The sequence below is a fragment of the Streptococcus oralis genome, assembly GCF_004127215.1.
GTDB classification, from domain to species: domain Bacteria; phylum Bacillota; class Bacilli; order Lactobacillales; family Streptococcaceae; genus Streptococcus; species Streptococcus oralis_BD.
Genome location: NZ_QEWJ01000005.1, coordinates 71,109 through 84,063, shown reverse-complemented (window position 1 = coordinate 84,063; position 12,955 = coordinate 71,109). Strand labels below are relative to the sequence as shown.

Below are 12,955 nucleotides of genomic sequence, written 5' to 3'. Positions count from 1 at the left end.
GCACTAGTCTAGCTGTTTGGCTGAAGTTGATGGAAGCACTTGACTCAGTTTTTTCCTTTCTCGATTTAGATATATTGAGTAGTACGTTTGTTATTAGGAGGAAGTATGACAAAAAAAGATCTATTTTACAAGGATGTCGAAGGACGCATGGAAGAGTTAAAGCAAGGAGCTCTTAAGAAAGAAAAGCCTAGCCAAGGAGAAAAGATCAGTAAAACTTTCTCTATTTTACTTGGCTTGCTCATCCTTATTAGCCTGATCTTTACATTATTAGGAATCTTGAGGTGAGACATGATGGAAGTTTTGATGATTGTAGGAATAATCCTAGCCGTCGCCTTGATTGTCCTGATTCTCATCCAACCTCGCCAAAGCCAACTCTTTTCCATGGATGCGACCAGCAATATCGGAAAACCAGGCTACTGGCAGAGCAATCGCTTGGTAAAAGTTTTAACTCTCTTGATTAGCATAGCCTTGTTTGTATTGCTCCTCGTTTTTATGGTGGTGACCTATCAGTAAAGAACCTCAGAGGAAGGCCTCTGAGGTTCTTTGCATTCTAGTTCCCATATTTCTGGTAAAAATCGACCTTGACCTGGATAAAGGTTTCGGCTTCGCGTAGTAGCTGCAGGAGAGTGGCGCGGGTCTCAAACTCCTCGCGTGTTTTAGGGAGACTCCGATTGCGGAAGACTTGCAGATAGCGTTCGATGTCATCGAGTAAGTCATGAGCAGGATTGGTCTGGCTTAGCTGGGCAGCAATCTTAGCAAAGAGCTGGGCCAAAATCAAGCTCTCACTAGCGGCTAGGTGACAGGTATTGATCTGCTGGGCCATATTTCGCAGGATACGACTTTGTCGCTGTCTCATCTCAAAGTAGTGGATGTGGTAGTCCGTTTGGTGAAAGAGCTGGTCCGAGTGATCCAGATAGACTAGCTTGAGGGCTTCTTCAAGAAGCTCATCCAATTCGTCAACGAGTTGGGCTTGATTGCGTCCGTCTCCTCTTGACAGATAGTATTTAAAGCGAAGCAGGATGTCTTTTAACTTTTCTTCGACCTGAAGGTGGTAGCTTTGGATGGCTTTCTCGCGAGAGGGCATGTAAAGGTTGATCAATAGAGCAAAGCTTGTCCCGATGAGAAAGAGGAGCACTTCATTGAGCAGGAGTTCTGGAGAAGTAGACTCCTGTACCAAGAGATGACCGACCAAGACACTGCTAGGTGTGATGCCGATTTCCCAGCCCATTTTATAAGCTAGAGGCACATAGAGGGCCAGATAGAGGCCTAGGCTCCAGATGTGAAAGCCGGTCAGCTGAAAGACTAGAACACCGATAGCGAGCGCAAGGAGCATGGAAAAGAGGCGGTTACGTGCTAATTTCAGTGTGCTTCGACGCGTGTCGGAAAGGCTTAAGAGGGCGATAATGCCAGCTGAAACAGCCGAAGATAAATCTAAAAAATAAGCGAGAAAACAAGCGAGGCAGGTCGCCAAGATCAGTTTTGTCGTACGTTGAGTGATAGACATGAGAATTTCCTATAATAGTAAAATAGAGAGTCCGACGAGGAATCAGGTACTAGGGCCGAGGTTTTCGGTTTGTAGCATACTCGGCAACCGCTGTAAAGAGAACGTCTGTAGAAGAGTTTAGAGCTGTTTCACAAGAGTCTTGCACGACACCAATCACAAAACCGACTCCGACAACTTGCATAGCCAAGTCGTTGGAAATCCCAAAGAGGCTACAAGCGACAGGAATAAGGAGAAGCGAACCCCCAGCGATCCCAGAGGCACCGCAGGCAGAAATGGCGGCTACTACGCTGAGGACAAAAGCTGTTCCAAAGTCTACAGAGATCCCTAGCGTATTAACAGCAGCCAGGGTCAGGATGTTAATGGTAACGGCAGCGCCAGCCATATTGATAGTCGACCCAAGTGGGATGGAAACAGAGTAGGTGTCAGGATTCAGTCCTAGGTCTTGGCAGAGTTTCATATTGACTGGGATATTGGCAGCAGAGCTACGAGTGAAAAAGGCTGTAATACCACTGACACGTAGACATTTCAAAACAAGGGGATAGGGATTTTTCCTCATAAAGAGAAAGGCGATGAGCGGGTTGATGATGAGAGCGACAAAGGCCATGGTGGCGATCAAGAGTCCTAGGAGGACACCATAGTTAGCCAGACTGGCAATGCCCTTGTCTGAGATGGTCTTAAACACCAAGCCTAAAATCCCAAAAGGAGCTAGATTGATAATCCATTCCACGATTTTAGAGGTGACATCTGCCATGGTTTTCAGTAATTCTTTACTGTGTTTACTTGCCTCTCTCATAGCCAAGCCAAAGATGACTGCCCAAGAGAGAATCCCGATATAGTTGGCTTCAACAATAGCATTTAGAGGATTGTCCACCAGTTTGAGCAAGAGGTTGCTGAGGACTTGATCGATACCGTCAGGAGCAGTAACTTCTGTATTTGCACTGGTCAGGGTGATTTGTACAGGTAGTAAGAAACTCGCTAGAACGGCTACCAATGCAGCAGCAAAGGTTCCAAGTAAGTATAGAAAGATGACCGTTTTCATATTGGTGTTTTGTCCCTTTTGGTGCTGGGAAAGGGCATTGGCAACAAGGGCAAAAACCAAAATAGGAGCAATAGCTTTCAGTCCGCCTACAAAGAGGTCTCCAAGCAGACCAATTCCTGCAAGGCTTGGAAAGAGCATCCCTAATGTAGCTCCCAAGATCATTCCAATGAGGATTCGTTTGATGAGGCTTGCCTTAGTCCAGGCTCTAATGATTCGTTTCATAGCAGTCTCCTTCAAATGTATTGTTTATAATTATAGTATAAATATGCTATAGAGGCAAGTGATATTTTGAAAATAGGTCCGATAATTGAATAATTATGAAAGAAATGAGACGGGTTATTTTATGGTATAATAGGAAAAAGGAGTTTTATATGCAAGATTTTTTTCAACGCTATTTTGATAAACTTGATTTAACAACCATATTAGAGAATCTCTTGACCAAGGTGATTTCTCTTTTGATTTTGTTTTTGCTATTTTATATAGCTAAAAAGATGCTTCACGCAACTGTACGAAAGATTGTCAAGCCCTCGCTTAAATTTTCAAATCGAGATGCAGGAAGACAAAAGACTATCTCCCGTTTGCTGGAGAATGTCTTTAACTACATTCTTTATTTCTTCTTGCTCTATTGCATCCTGTCTATTTTAGGTTTGCCAGTTTCTAGCCTCCTTGCCGGTGCGGGGATTGCCGGAGTGGCCATTGGTATGGGGGCGCAAGGCTTTCTATCCGATGTCATCAATGGCTTTTTCATCCTCTTTGAACGCCAGCTCGATGTGGGCGACGAAGTTGTTCTCACAAATGGACCGATTACCGTATCTGGCAAGGTTGTCAGTGTAGGAATCCGTACGACCCAACTTCGAAGTGATGACCAAGCCCTTCACTTTGTTCCTAACCGAAATATCACTGTTGTCAGCAACTTTTCCCGCACAGAGTAGGTCTGCTATTTTGGCAGATTTGTGGTACAATAGAAAGAGTTTGGTAAAGGAGAAAATATGTTTGTAGAAAAGCAGTTGGGCAATGGATGCACTTGGATTAACCTAGATGTGGGAAAATTGAAAAAACTAGAAGATCTCTCTGAAATCTATGGATTGGACAAGGAAACCATCGAATACGCACTGGATAGAAATGAGCGTGCCCACATGGACTATCACCGCGAAAGTGGAACCGTCACCTTTATCTACAATGTATTGGATTTGAAGAAGGACAAGGAATACTATGAAGCCTTTCCTATGACCTTTATCGTGGAACATCATCGCTTGATTACGATTAGCAATAAGAAAAATGCCTATGTGATTGATCAGATGACTCGTTATTTAGAGAGTCATAACATGCTTTCTATCTACAAATTTCTCTTTGCCAGTCTGGAAATCATCAGCAATGCCTACTATCCTGTCATCGAGCAGATGGATAAGAGTAAGGATGAGGTCAATGGCCTCTTGCGTCAGCGAACGACCAAGAAAAACCTCTTTGCTCTTTCTGACTTGGAGACTGGTATGGTCTATCTGACAGCGGCTGCCAAGCAGAATCGCATGTTGCTAGAACATATCCAAGGACATGCCCTTTATCGCAGTTTTAACGAGGTTGAGAGAGAACAGTTTGATGATGCCATGATTGAGGCTCATCAGCTGGTATCCATGACAGACTTGATTTCTCAAGTTCTGCAACAACTATCAGCCTCTTACAACAACATTCTGAATAATAACCTGAATGATAACTTGACAACCTTGACCATCATTTCAGTCTTGCTAGCTGTTTTGGCAGTAGTGACGGGCTTTTTCGGGATGAATGTTCCCCTCCCCTTCACAGACGAGCCCTATGCTTGGGTCTACATCAGCTTGGCTAGTGTGATCTTATGGCTGGTTTTGTCATTGATTTTAAGAAAAATTGCGAAAAATAGTTAAGAAAAGGAGTCAGAATGGCGATTGAAAACTATATGCCAGATTTTGCTGTGGAAGCAGTCTATGATCTGACAGTCCCAAGTCTGCAGGCACACGGAATCAAGGCTGTTTTGGTCGATTTGGACAATACGCTCATTGCTTGGAACAATCCTGATGGGACGCCAGAGATGAAGCAATGGCTACATGACCTTCGGGATGCAGGTATTCGCATCATCGTGGTCTCAAATAATACCAAAAAACGGGTCCAACGTGCAGTTGAGAAATTTGGAATTGATTACGTTTATTGGGCCTTGAAACCTTTCACATTTGGAATAGACCGTGCCATGAAGGAATTTCACTATGAGAAAAATGAAGTGGTCATGGTCGGCGATCAGCTTATGACAGATATACGAGCAGCCCACCGTGCAGGCATTCGATCGATCTTAGTCAAACCCTTGGTCCAACACGACTCTATTAAGACACAGATTAACCGAGCTCGCGAGCGTCGTGTCATGAAGCAAATTACTGAAAAGTATGGACCGATTACATATAAAAAAGGAATTTAACTATGGAAGAAATTCTCTGTATTGGTTGTGGAGCAACCATTCAGACGACAGACAAGGCTGGTCTTGGATTTACTCCCCAGTCGGCACTTGAAAAAGGGTTGGAGACTGGCGAAGTCTATTGCCAACGCTGTTTCCGTCTCCGTCACTACAATGAAATCACAGATGTCCAGTTGACGGATGATGATTTCCTCAAGCTCTTGCACGAGGTAGGAGACAGTGACGCCTTGGTAGTCAATGTCATTGATATCTTTGACTTTAATGGTTCTGTCATCCCAGGCTTGCCACGCTTTGTATCGGGCAATGATGTTCTCTTGGTCGGAAATAAAAAAGATATTCTGCCTAAGTCTGTTAAACCGAGCAAGATTAGCCAGTGGCTTATGGAACGTGCCCACGAAGAAGGACTTCGTCCAGTAGATGTCGTCCTAACTTCGGCGCAAAATAAACATGCCATCAAGGAAGTCATTGATAAAATCGAACATTACCGTAAGGGACGCGATGTCTATGTCGTTGGGGTAACCAATGTTGGAAAATCAACCCTTATCAATGCCATTATCCAAGAAATCACGGGTGACCAGAATGTCATTACGACTTCGCGCTTCCCAGGGACAACCTTGGACAAGATTGAGATTCCGCTTGACGACGGATCTTATATCTATGATACACCGGGGATTATCCACCGTCACCAGATGGCCCACTACTTGACGGCCAAAAACCTCAAGTATGTCAGTCCTAAAAAGGAAATCAAGCCCAAAACCTATCAGCTCAATCCTGAACAAACCCTGTTTTTAGGAGGTCTCGGACGATTTGACTTTATATCAGGAGAAAAGCAAGGATTTACTGCTTTCTTTGACAATGAACTCAAACTCCACCGTACCAAGCTTGAAGGCGCTAGTGCCTTTTATGACAAGCATCTCGGAACTCTTCTAACACCACCAAATAGTAAAGAAAAAGAAGATTTTCCCAAACTAGTCCAGCATGTATTTACCATCAAGGACAAGACTGACCTAGTCATCTCAGGACTCGGCTGGATCCGTGTAACAGGAAGCGCTAAAGTCGCCGTCTGGGCACCAGAAGGCGTCGCCGTCGTCACACGAAAAGCCATTATTTAAAATAAAATCACTGAGCGAACAAAGTGAGCTCATACAGAGATAGTTATTGCCGTGGTGTGATTGCCAATCTTTAGATTGGCAAAGGGCACAATTGAGACCTAGGCTCAATTGTGAGGTTAGGAAATCCATTTTTCAAAGATGAAATCTTTGGAAAATTAGTTCCGACCGTCCCTCCCCACCTAAAATAACTATCAAAAAACAAGGAAGAAAGATTATGTCATTAACATCAAAACAACGTGCCTTCCTCAACAGCCAGGCACACACCCTCAAACCCATCATCCAAATCGGAAAAAATGGTCTCAACGACCAAATCAAAACTAGCGTCCGTCAGGCTCTTGACGCCCGCGAATTGATCAAGGTTACTCTCTTACAAAACACAGATGAGAACATCCACGAAGTAGCTGAAATTTTGGAAGAAGAAATTGGTGTGGATACTGTCCAAAAAATCGGACGCATCTTGATCTTGTTTAAACAATCCAGCAAGAAAGAAAATCGCAAGATTTCCAAGAAAGTCAAAGAAATCTAAAACCCTACTCCAAACAACTGTTTTTACAGAGAATTAAAGGAAGACGAGCCTATGGCAATCGAATTATTGACTCCCTTTACCAAGGTAGAGTTGGAGCCAGAAATCAAGGAGAAAAAACGCAAACAAGTTGGGATTTTAGGGGGGAATTTTAACCCCGTTCACCATGCCCATCTTGTTGTGGCGGACCAAGTACGGCAACAGTTAGGACTGGACCAAGTCTTGCTCATGCCTGAATATCAGCCACCTCATGTAGATAAAAAAGAAACCATCCCTGAACACCACCGTCTCAAGATGCTTGAATTGGCGATTGGGGGAATCGAAGGCCTAGCTATTGAAACCATTGAGCTAGAGCGCAAGGGCATTTCTTACACCTACGACACCATGAAGATTTTGACAGAGCAACATCCTGATACGGATTATTACTTCATTATCGGAGCTGATATGGTGGATTATCTGCCCAAGTGGTACCGAATTGATGAGCTGGTTGACATGGTTCAGTTTGTGGGGGTTCAGCGCCCACGCTACAAGGCAGGGACTTCCTATCCAGTCATCTGGGTGGATGTACCACTCATGGATATCTCATCCAGCATGGTGCGTGATTTCCTTGCCCAAGGTCGGAAACCCAACTTTCTCCTACCTCAGCCAGTGCTAGACTACATCGAGAAGGAGGGACTCTACTGATGGCCTATCAAGACTATATCAACTGCTCCCGTGAGGCTTTGTTGGAAAAAATGGCAGAGCTTCTACCTGAGAAACGCTTAACCCATTGCTTGAGTGTAGAGTGTGCAGCCATAGAACTAGCGGAGAGATTTGGAGTTGATGTCGAGAAAGCAGGTCTTGCAGGTCTTCTCCATGATTATGCCAAGAAACTGTCAGATCAGGAATTTTTGGACTTGATTGACCGTTATCAGCTAGACCCTGACCTCAAAAACTGGGGTAATAATGTCTGGCATGGCATGGTCGGCATTTATAAAATCAAAGAAGATTTGAACTTGCAAGATCCGGAAATTTTGCGAGCCATTGAAATCCATACAGTCGGGGCTGGTCAGATGACCAACTTAGATAAGGTCATCTATGTAGCAGACTACATCGAGCACAATCGTGCCTTCCCTGGAGTGGACCAGGCGCGTGAGATTGCAAGTCTATCGCTCAATAAGGCAGTGGCCTATGAAACAGCTCACACTGTCGAGCATTTGGCTCGCCAAGGATTGCCTATCTATCCCCAAACCCTTGAAACCTATAACGCCTATGTCCACTATTTGAAAGAGGACTAAATGAACGAAAAAGAATTACTAGAACTAGTCGTGAAAGCGGCTGATGAGAAACGTGCGGAGGATATCCTTGCACTTGATGTACAAGATTTGACCAGTGTGACAGACTACTTTGTTATCACTAGCTCGATGAATAGCCGTCAGTTGGACGCAATCGCTGATAACATTCGTGAAAAAGTAGCAGAAGCTGGTGTTAAAGGCAGCCATGTCGAAGGCGATGCAGCGGGAGGCTGGGTCTTGCTAGACCTCGGTGGGGTCGTTGTGCATATCTTCTCAGAAGAAATGCGCGCCCACTATAACCTTGAAAAACTATGGCATGAGGCGGATTCTGTAGACATTTCAGAAGCCTTGGCATAGGAGATGAACTCAGTTGCAGTCAACTGGGTTTCTTTGCTTATTTTAAAAGAAATTGATGGAAAGGTGAAGGGCGCCGTGTTTGGTTGATGTTGAAACTGAACACGAGCTAAGAGCTGTGAGAAAAAGAGTAACTTCCCTTGTATCTGATGATATGACAGAAAGTTTTCTATTTTCTCTTTGCTTTTAACGCTCTTTATATTTTAGAAAGGATTAGAACCCGTCCTGTAATTCTCGGAAAATAGACAGCCTTCCTTGGAGCTCGGCTCCATCGTTAGGCTCCTAATTTTCTATCGAATTACGGGCGGAATTGGTATCATGAATATGGCAACTTATGAAACCTTTGCGGCTGTTTACGATGCTGTGATGGATGATAGTTTATACGACAAATGGACGGATTTTTCGCTGCGACATTTGCCTAAGACTAAGGAGAGAAAGAAACTCTTAGAATTGGCTTGTGGAACAGGTATCCAGTCTGTCCGCTTTTCTCAAGCTGGCTTTGATGTGACGGGGCTTGACTTGAGCGCAGATATGCTGAAGATTGCGGAGAAGAGAGCTGCTTCAGCCAAGCAAAAGATTGATTTTATTGAAGGCAATATGCTGGATTTATCCAAGGCGGGTAAGTACGACTTTGTTACGTGTTACTCGGACTCTATCTGCTACATGCAGGATGAGGTGGAAGTAGGAGACGTCTTTAAGGAAGTACACAATGCGCTTAATGAAGAAGGAGTTTTCATCTTTGATGTGCATTCGACCTATCAGACAGATGAAGTTTTTCCAGGCTATTCCTACCATGAAAATGCGGAAGATTTTGCTATGCTCTGGGACACCTATGAGGACGAAGCTCCTCACTCCATCGTACATGAGTTGACCTTCTTTATCAAGGAGGCTGATGGGTCCTTTAGTCGCCACGATGAAGTGCATGAGGAGCGGACTTATGAGGTTTTGACCTATGATATTTTGCTGGAACAAGCTGGCTTCAAGTCTTTCAAACTCTATGCGGATTTTGAGGACAAGGAACCGACAGAAAACAGTAGACGTTGGTTTTTTGTCGCACAGAAGTAGGAGATTTCTATGAGCATCATAGGTATTATCGCGGAGTTCAATCCTTTTCATAATGGGCACAAATACCTGCTGGATCAGGCAGAGGGGCTGAAAATTGTTGCCATGTCTGGAAATTTCATGCAACGAGGAGAGCCGGCTATCGTGGACAAGTGGACACGGACTCAGATGGCACTGGAAAATGGCGCAGACTTGGTCGTGGAATTGCCTTTTTTAGTCAGTGTTCAGGCAGCGGATTTCTTTGGACAAGGAGCAGTAGATATCTTGGCTCGGTTGGGCATTGATAGCCTCGCTTTTGGGACAGAAGAAGTTCTGGATTACCAGAAAATCGCTGACTTATACACAGAGCAAGGTAGAGAGATGGAGAATTTTGTGGAAAATTTGCCTGATTCTCTCTCCTATCCTCAGAAAACCCAAGCCATGTGGAAGGAATTTGCGGGTCTTGATTTTTCAGGCAATACGCCCAATCATGTCCTTGCTCTGGCCTATGCAAAGGCAGTTGCAGGACGCAACATCAAGCTTGAGCCCATTCAGCGTCAGGGAGCTGGTTACCATTCTGTGGACAAGAATGTAGACTTTGCCTCGGCGACAGCCCTCCGTCAGCACCAAATAGACCAAGATTTCTTAGAACGCTTTATGCCTTCTGTTGCTCTCTTTGAGCAAGCCAGTAAGGTGAGCTGGGATGACTATTTTCCCTTGCTCCGCTATCAAATCTTGTCAAATCCAGACCTAACCACCATCTATCAGGTCAATCAAGAAATGGCTGTGCGCATCAAGGATTCTATCAAAACAGCCCAGTCTGTTGACGAATTGGTCGAGGCGGTTGCCACCAAGCGTTACACCAAGGCGCGTGTCAGACGCCTCTTGACCTATATCCTAGTGCAGGCCAGAGAAAGCGACTTGCCAGAAGCCATCCATGTTCTTGGATTTACAGAAAAAGGCAGACAACACCTCAAGTCTCTGAAAGAGCAGGTCCATCTACTTAGCCGAATTGGGAAAGAACCTTGGGATGCCATGACCCAAAAGGCAGACCAGATTTACCGACTGGGAACTCCCAATCTCTCAGAGCAGAATTTCGGCAGAGTGCCTATCAAAATCGAATCAAACTAAGTCTACTGAAAGGTAGGCTTTTTGAAATTTTCCGAATAAATAGATAGAAAAGAAAAATCTTGTACGAGTTCCTGACAATTTTTTTCTTTTCGTGTATAATAGTGGAAAAGAGGTAAAACGAGGTATGGTTATGGAAGCAGTTCTTTACTCAACATTCCGAAATCATTTAAAGGACTACATGAAGAAGGTAAACGATGAGTTTGAGCCTTTGACGGTGGTCAATAAAAATCCAGACGAGGACATTGTAGTTCTTTCAAAGAGCGAATGGGACAGTATTCAGGAAACCCTGAGAATCGCTCAAAATAAGGAGCTATCTGACAAAGTTTTGCGAGGAATGGCTCAAGTCCGAGCTGGAAGTACTCAGGTCCATGTTATTGAGGAGTGAGGAATGCTGCTCAAGTTTACAGAAGATGCCTGGGCAGATTATTGCTACTGGCAAACTCAGGACAAGAAAACGCTAAAAAGAATCAATAAACTAATCAAGGATATTCAACGCGATCCTTTTGTAGGAATGGGGAAACCAGAACCGCTCAAGTATGACTATCAAGGAGCTTGGTCACGGCGTATTGATGCAGAAAATCGCTTGATTTATATGATAGATGGGGACAGCGTGGCTTTCTTGTCCTTCAAAGATCATTACTAAGTCTACTGAAAGGTAGGCTTTTTTATTTTAGAAATTTTAGCTAGCAAATTGAAGATAAAATATTTTGGAAAATGACAGACTTCCTAAGTTAAAAAATCAGTGAAAAATTTTAGTATAATAACTAGATTCTTGTCCCTTGAATCCGCTTTATAACTCTTATTTTGTGGTATAATCATGATAACATAGATTAAAAGGGAGATATATGAAAAATACAATGACGAGGATTCTTAATTTTCTTCTGAATTTCAAACTATTGAAATATTTATTGAAAAGACCATCATGGAGTAGTAATGTTAGAATTGTTGAATGGTACAAAATATTTATAGCCAGTATATGGGTACTGTATCTTGCGCTGGAGATTGAACAATTTAAACGCTTTGCTTTACCTATATATAAATTTATATCTAATTATAATTTTTTAAAAGATATTATTTCGATTTTGTATGTGAATCGTGTAATACTATTGTTAGCACTGACTATACCAACAATACTGTTCTGGTTTTTAGACATAATTTTTAAAAAAGTTAGTTATAAGAAACTGGACCCAGGGCTATTTCCGGAATATGACTTGGATGACTATCCTTATCAAACTCATCTGGTGGAATTTTTAAATAGTCCAGACTCTATTCATAATGTCTTCTGGCTAGATGGTTCTTGGGGGAGTGGGAAAACATTTTTTGTAAAGACGTTTTTTGAAAATCAAATTTACAAAAAGAAAGAAATCTACTATATTTCCTGCTTTGGGATTAAAACAAGAGAGCAAGCCGAGAAAATATTGATCAATGAAATAGAAAAACAATCCATACTCGGAAATTTGGACTTTATTCCACTTGTTGGAGGAGTTTTTAAATGGTTCTTTAAAACAGTTGGAACGGATTTGATGAAGCGAGATTCTATCATTATTTTTGATGATTTCGAACGGGTCTCATATGCAGCAAAATCAGATAACACTTCAGATTACAATGATTTATTGGGTTATATTGACTATCTTTCTGAGAATAAAAAATTTAAAATTATTGTAATTTTAAACATTGAGGAAATTGGGTCAGCAAAGAAGATTATTTATAATAAATTTAAGCTAAATCATAATCGAATGGTATCTACAGAAGAAGTCATAGATAACATTTTGAAAAAGAGTAAATTGAGAGATGATGACTTTGGAAAAATGTTATCATTGATTTTTAAAATTTATTATGTAGATAAAAATTATAGAGAGGTACAGGAAAAAAACCAACAAATGAAAGAAGAAAAATTGAGCTTGAGAGAATTTCAAAAGTCATTAGAAGAACTTTCAAATAAAACTGATGAAAGCGAGAAAGCAGACTATGTTATCAATTGGATGAATGGTCGTATGGGAATCGAGAGTATACTTATGTCGCTTGTGAAGTATTTTAAATATAAACCGATATTAGATATGGAATATCTGTATAACATCTTGGAGAGTGATCTTTATCAGTTTACGATTGATAAAGAGATTCTAGAAGAGGAATATTCTAGTATTGCTTCGGAAAATATTATCGAAGTTATTAATAAGAAAAAATCATATTTTGAACATTTGTTATATTATTTGTGGAAGAAAGGTTCGGAAATAAATGAGTTAAGAACCTTGGGGTATAAATACAATCGAAATGGCGTTTTTGAATTTAAAATTTCCAAAGAATATCCTTACGAAGAATTAGAATATGATAAAGCAAAACGATATTTCGAAAAAAAGAGAAGATTTGGAGAACAATTTAAAACTAAATATCTTTTTATTTAGGTTCTTTAAAGGCTGTGGATTTCAATTTTTTCTGATTTGTATCTGATTTTTAAAAAGAAGTAAGGGAGTTATAAGTTGTGATAGCCAAATACGAGTAATTTAGAAAGAAAGAGGGACATCTTGGAAGATTCGTTGTCT

At 42.0% G+C, this 12,955-nt stretch carries 17 protein-coding genes; 15 read left to right on the top strand and 2 right to left on the bottom strand.

Annotation, left to right across the window (positions count from 1 at the left end):
* Nucleotides 1-105 precede the first annotated feature (105 nt).
* Together asp4 and asp5 are read left to right on the top strand one after the other, a co-directional pair.
* Nucleotides 106-285, top strand: coding sequence for an accessory Sec system protein Asp4 (gene asp4 / locus DF216_RS05305; RefSeq protein ID WP_061454277.1), 180 nt, complete (start codon nt 106-108; stop codon nt 283-285).
* Between the two features lie 3 nt (nt 286-288).
* Nucleotides 289-513 (top strand): accessory Sec system protein Asp5, encoded by a 225-nt coding sequence (asp5, locus tag DF216_RS05300; protein ID WP_084971385.1) that lies wholly within the window; start codon nt 289-291, stop codon nt 511-513.
* A gap of 37 nt (nt 514-550) precedes the next feature.
* Here the strand turns inward: asp5 and DF216_RS05295 are convergent, their stop codons facing one another.
* Both DF216_RS05295 and sstT read right to left on the bottom strand, forming a co-directional pair.
* Nucleotides 551-1,504 carry an aromatic acid exporter family protein gene (locus DF216_RS05295; RefSeq protein ID WP_129326190.1) on the bottom strand — a complete coding sequence of 318 codons (954 nt, stop codon included), beginning with the start codon at nt 1,502-1,504 and terminating at the stop codon, nt 551-553.
* A 49-nt stretch (nt 1,505-1,553) separates the two neighbouring features.
* A complete protein-coding gene (gene sstT, locus DF216_RS05290) occupies nt 1,554-2,765 on the bottom strand; it encodes a serine/threonine transporter SstT (RefSeq protein ID WP_125827592.1) in 1,212 nt (403 codons plus the stop codon).
* Nucleotides 2,766-2,914: 149 nt separating this feature from the next.
* On the opposite strand from sstT, the gene DF216_RS05285 reads away from it, so the two are divergent.
* From DF216_RS05285 to DF216_RS05220, 13 genes are all read left to right on the top strand, one after another.
* Complete coding sequence (locus tag DF216_RS05285) at nt 2,915-3,475, top strand: mechanosensitive ion channel family protein (protein ID WP_164979007.1); 561 nt, start codon at nt 2,915-2,917, stop codon at nt 3,473-3,475.
* Nucleotides 3,476-3,532: 57 nt separating this feature from the next.
* Entirely contained in the window at nt 3,533-4,441 is a 909-nt protein-coding gene (locus DF216_RS05280) for a magnesium transporter CorA family protein (protein WP_125827591.1), read from the top strand.
* A gap of 14 nt (nt 4,442-4,455) precedes the next feature.
* Nucleotides 4,456-4,983 (top strand): YqeG family HAD IIIA-type phosphatase, encoded by a 528-nt coding sequence (locus DF216_RS05275; RefSeq protein WP_000963731.1) that lies wholly within the window; start codon nt 4,456-4,458, stop codon nt 4,981-4,983.
* A gap of 2 nt (nt 4,984-4,985) precedes the next feature.
* Nucleotides 4,986-6,092, top strand: coding sequence for a ribosome biogenesis GTPase YqeH (yqeH, locus tag DF216_RS05270; RefSeq protein ID WP_129326189.1), 1,107 nt, complete (start codon nt 4,986-4,988; stop codon nt 6,090-6,092).
* A gap of 214 nt (nt 6,093-6,306) precedes the next feature.
* Nucleotides 6,307-6,618, top strand: a complete 312-nt coding sequence (gene yhbY / locus DF216_RS05265; RefSeq protein ID WP_000060169.1) for a ribosome assembly RNA-binding protein YhbY — start codon at nt 6,307-6,309, stop codon at nt 6,616-6,618.
* Nucleotides 6,619-6,669: 51 nt separating this feature from the next.
* On the top strand, nt 6,670-7,299 hold the full coding sequence (locus tag DF216_RS05260) for a nicotinate-nucleotide adenylyltransferase (protein WP_125827589.1): 630 nt from the start codon (nt 6,670-6,672) through the stop codon (nt 7,297-7,299).
* Nucleotides 7,299-7,892: a bis(5'-nucleosyl)-tetraphosphatase (symmetrical) YqeK gene (gene yqeK, locus DF216_RS05255; RefSeq protein WP_129326188.1), complete on the top strand. Its 594-nt coding sequence runs from the start codon at nt 7,299-7,301 to the stop codon at nt 7,890-7,892. The genes DF216_RS05260 and yqeK overlap by 1 nt, the downstream gene beginning before the upstream one ends.
* On the top strand, nt 7,893-8,246 hold the full coding sequence (gene rsfS / locus DF216_RS05250) for a ribosome silencing factor (RefSeq protein WP_001003009.1): 354 nt from the start codon (nt 7,893-7,895) through the stop codon (nt 8,244-8,246).
* A gap of 321 nt (nt 8,247-8,567) precedes the next feature.
* The gene (locus DF216_RS05240; protein WP_164979006.1) at nt 8,568-9,308 is read left to right on the top strand and encodes a class I SAM-dependent DNA methyltransferase; all 741 of its coding nucleotides are present in this window, start codon (nt 8,568-8,570) and stop codon (nt 9,306-9,308) included.
* A gap of 9 nt (nt 9,309-9,317) precedes the next feature.
* Nucleotides 9,318-10,415: a nucleotidyltransferase gene (locus tag DF216_RS05235; RefSeq protein WP_125827586.1), complete on the top strand. Its 1,098-nt coding sequence runs from the start codon at nt 9,318-9,320 to the stop codon at nt 10,413-10,415.
* 130 nt (nt 10,416-10,545) lie between these two features.
* Nucleotides 10,546-10,800 (top strand): type II toxin-antitoxin system Phd/YefM family antitoxin, encoded by a 255-nt coding sequence (locus DF216_RS05230; protein ID WP_000388572.1) that lies wholly within the window; start codon nt 10,546-10,548, stop codon nt 10,798-10,800.
* Between the two features lie 3 nt (nt 10,801-10,803).
* Complete coding sequence (locus DF216_RS05225; RefSeq protein ID WP_125827585.1) at nt 10,804-11,058, top strand: Txe/YoeB family addiction module toxin; 255 nt, start codon at nt 10,804-10,806, stop codon at nt 11,056-11,058.
* A 202-nt stretch (nt 11,059-11,260) separates the two neighbouring features.
* Nucleotides 11,261-12,817 carry a P-loop NTPase fold protein gene (locus tag DF216_RS05220; protein ID WP_125827584.1) on the top strand — a complete coding sequence of 519 codons (1,557 nt, stop codon included), beginning with the start codon at nt 11,261-11,263 and terminating at the stop codon, nt 12,815-12,817.
* Nucleotides 12,818-12,955: the final 138 nt, after the last annotated feature.

What these genes read in the sequence shown, in the direction of transcription:
- yqeH (WP_129326189.1), top strand. Translation starts at nt 4,986, where the DNA reads ATGGAAGAAATTCTCTGTATTGGTTGTGGAGCAACCATTCAGACGACA.
- DF216_RS05280 (WP_125827591.1), top strand. Translation starts at nt 3,533, where the DNA reads ATGTTTGTAGAAAAGCAGTTGGGCAATGGATGCACTTGGATTAACCTA.
- DF216_RS05295 (WP_129326190.1), bottom strand. Translation starts at nt 1,504, where the DNA reads ATGTCTATCACTCAACGTACGACAAAACTGATCTTGGCGACCTGCCTC.
- DF216_RS05225 (WP_125827585.1), top strand. Translation starts at nt 10,804, where the DNA reads ATGCTGCTCAAGTTTACAGAAGATGCCTGGGCAGATTATTGCTACTGG.
- DF216_RS05240 (WP_164979006.1), top strand. Translation starts at nt 8,568, where the DNA reads ATGGCAACTTATGAAACCTTTGCGGCTGTTTACGATGCTGTGATGGAT.
- DF216_RS05235 (WP_125827586.1), top strand. Translation starts at nt 9,318, where the DNA reads ATGAGCATCATAGGTATTATCGCGGAGTTCAATCCTTTTCATAATGGG.
- DF216_RS05285 (WP_164979007.1), top strand. Translation starts at nt 2,915, where the DNA reads ATGCAAGATTTTTTTCAACGCTATTTTGATAAACTTGATTTAACAACC.
- asp4 (WP_061454277.1), top strand. Translation starts at nt 106, where the DNA reads ATGACAAAAAAAGATCTATTTTACAAGGATGTCGAAGGACGCATGGAA.
- DF216_RS05260 (WP_125827589.1), top strand. Translation starts at nt 6,670, where the DNA reads ATGGCAATCGAATTATTGACTCCCTTTACCAAGGTAGAGTTGGAGCCA.
- yqeK (WP_129326188.1), top strand. Translation starts at nt 7,299, where the DNA reads ATGGCCTATCAAGACTATATCAACTGCTCCCGTGAGGCTTTGTTGGAA.
- sstT (WP_125827592.1), bottom strand. Translation starts at nt 2,765, where the DNA reads ATGAAACGAATCATTAGAGCCTGGACTAAGGCAAGCCTCATCAAACGA.
- DF216_RS05220 (WP_125827584.1), top strand. Translation starts at nt 11,261, where the DNA reads ATGAAAAATACAATGACGAGGATTCTTAATTTTCTTCTGAATTTCAAA.
- DF216_RS05275 (WP_000963731.1), top strand. Translation starts at nt 4,456, where the DNA reads ATGGCGATTGAAAACTATATGCCAGATTTTGCTGTGGAAGCAGTCTAT.
- rsfS (WP_001003009.1), top strand. Translation starts at nt 7,893, where the DNA reads ATGAACGAAAAAGAATTACTAGAACTAGTCGTGAAAGCGGCTGATGAG.
- DF216_RS05230 (WP_000388572.1), top strand. Translation starts at nt 10,546, where the DNA reads ATGGAAGCAGTTCTTTACTCAACATTCCGAAATCATTTAAAGGACTAC.
- yhbY (WP_000060169.1), top strand. Translation starts at nt 6,307, where the DNA reads ATGTCATTAACATCAAAACAACGTGCCTTCCTCAACAGCCAGGCACAC.
- asp5 (WP_084971385.1), top strand. Translation starts at nt 289, where the DNA reads ATGATGGAAGTTTTGATGATTGTAGGAATAATCCTAGCCGTCGCCTTG.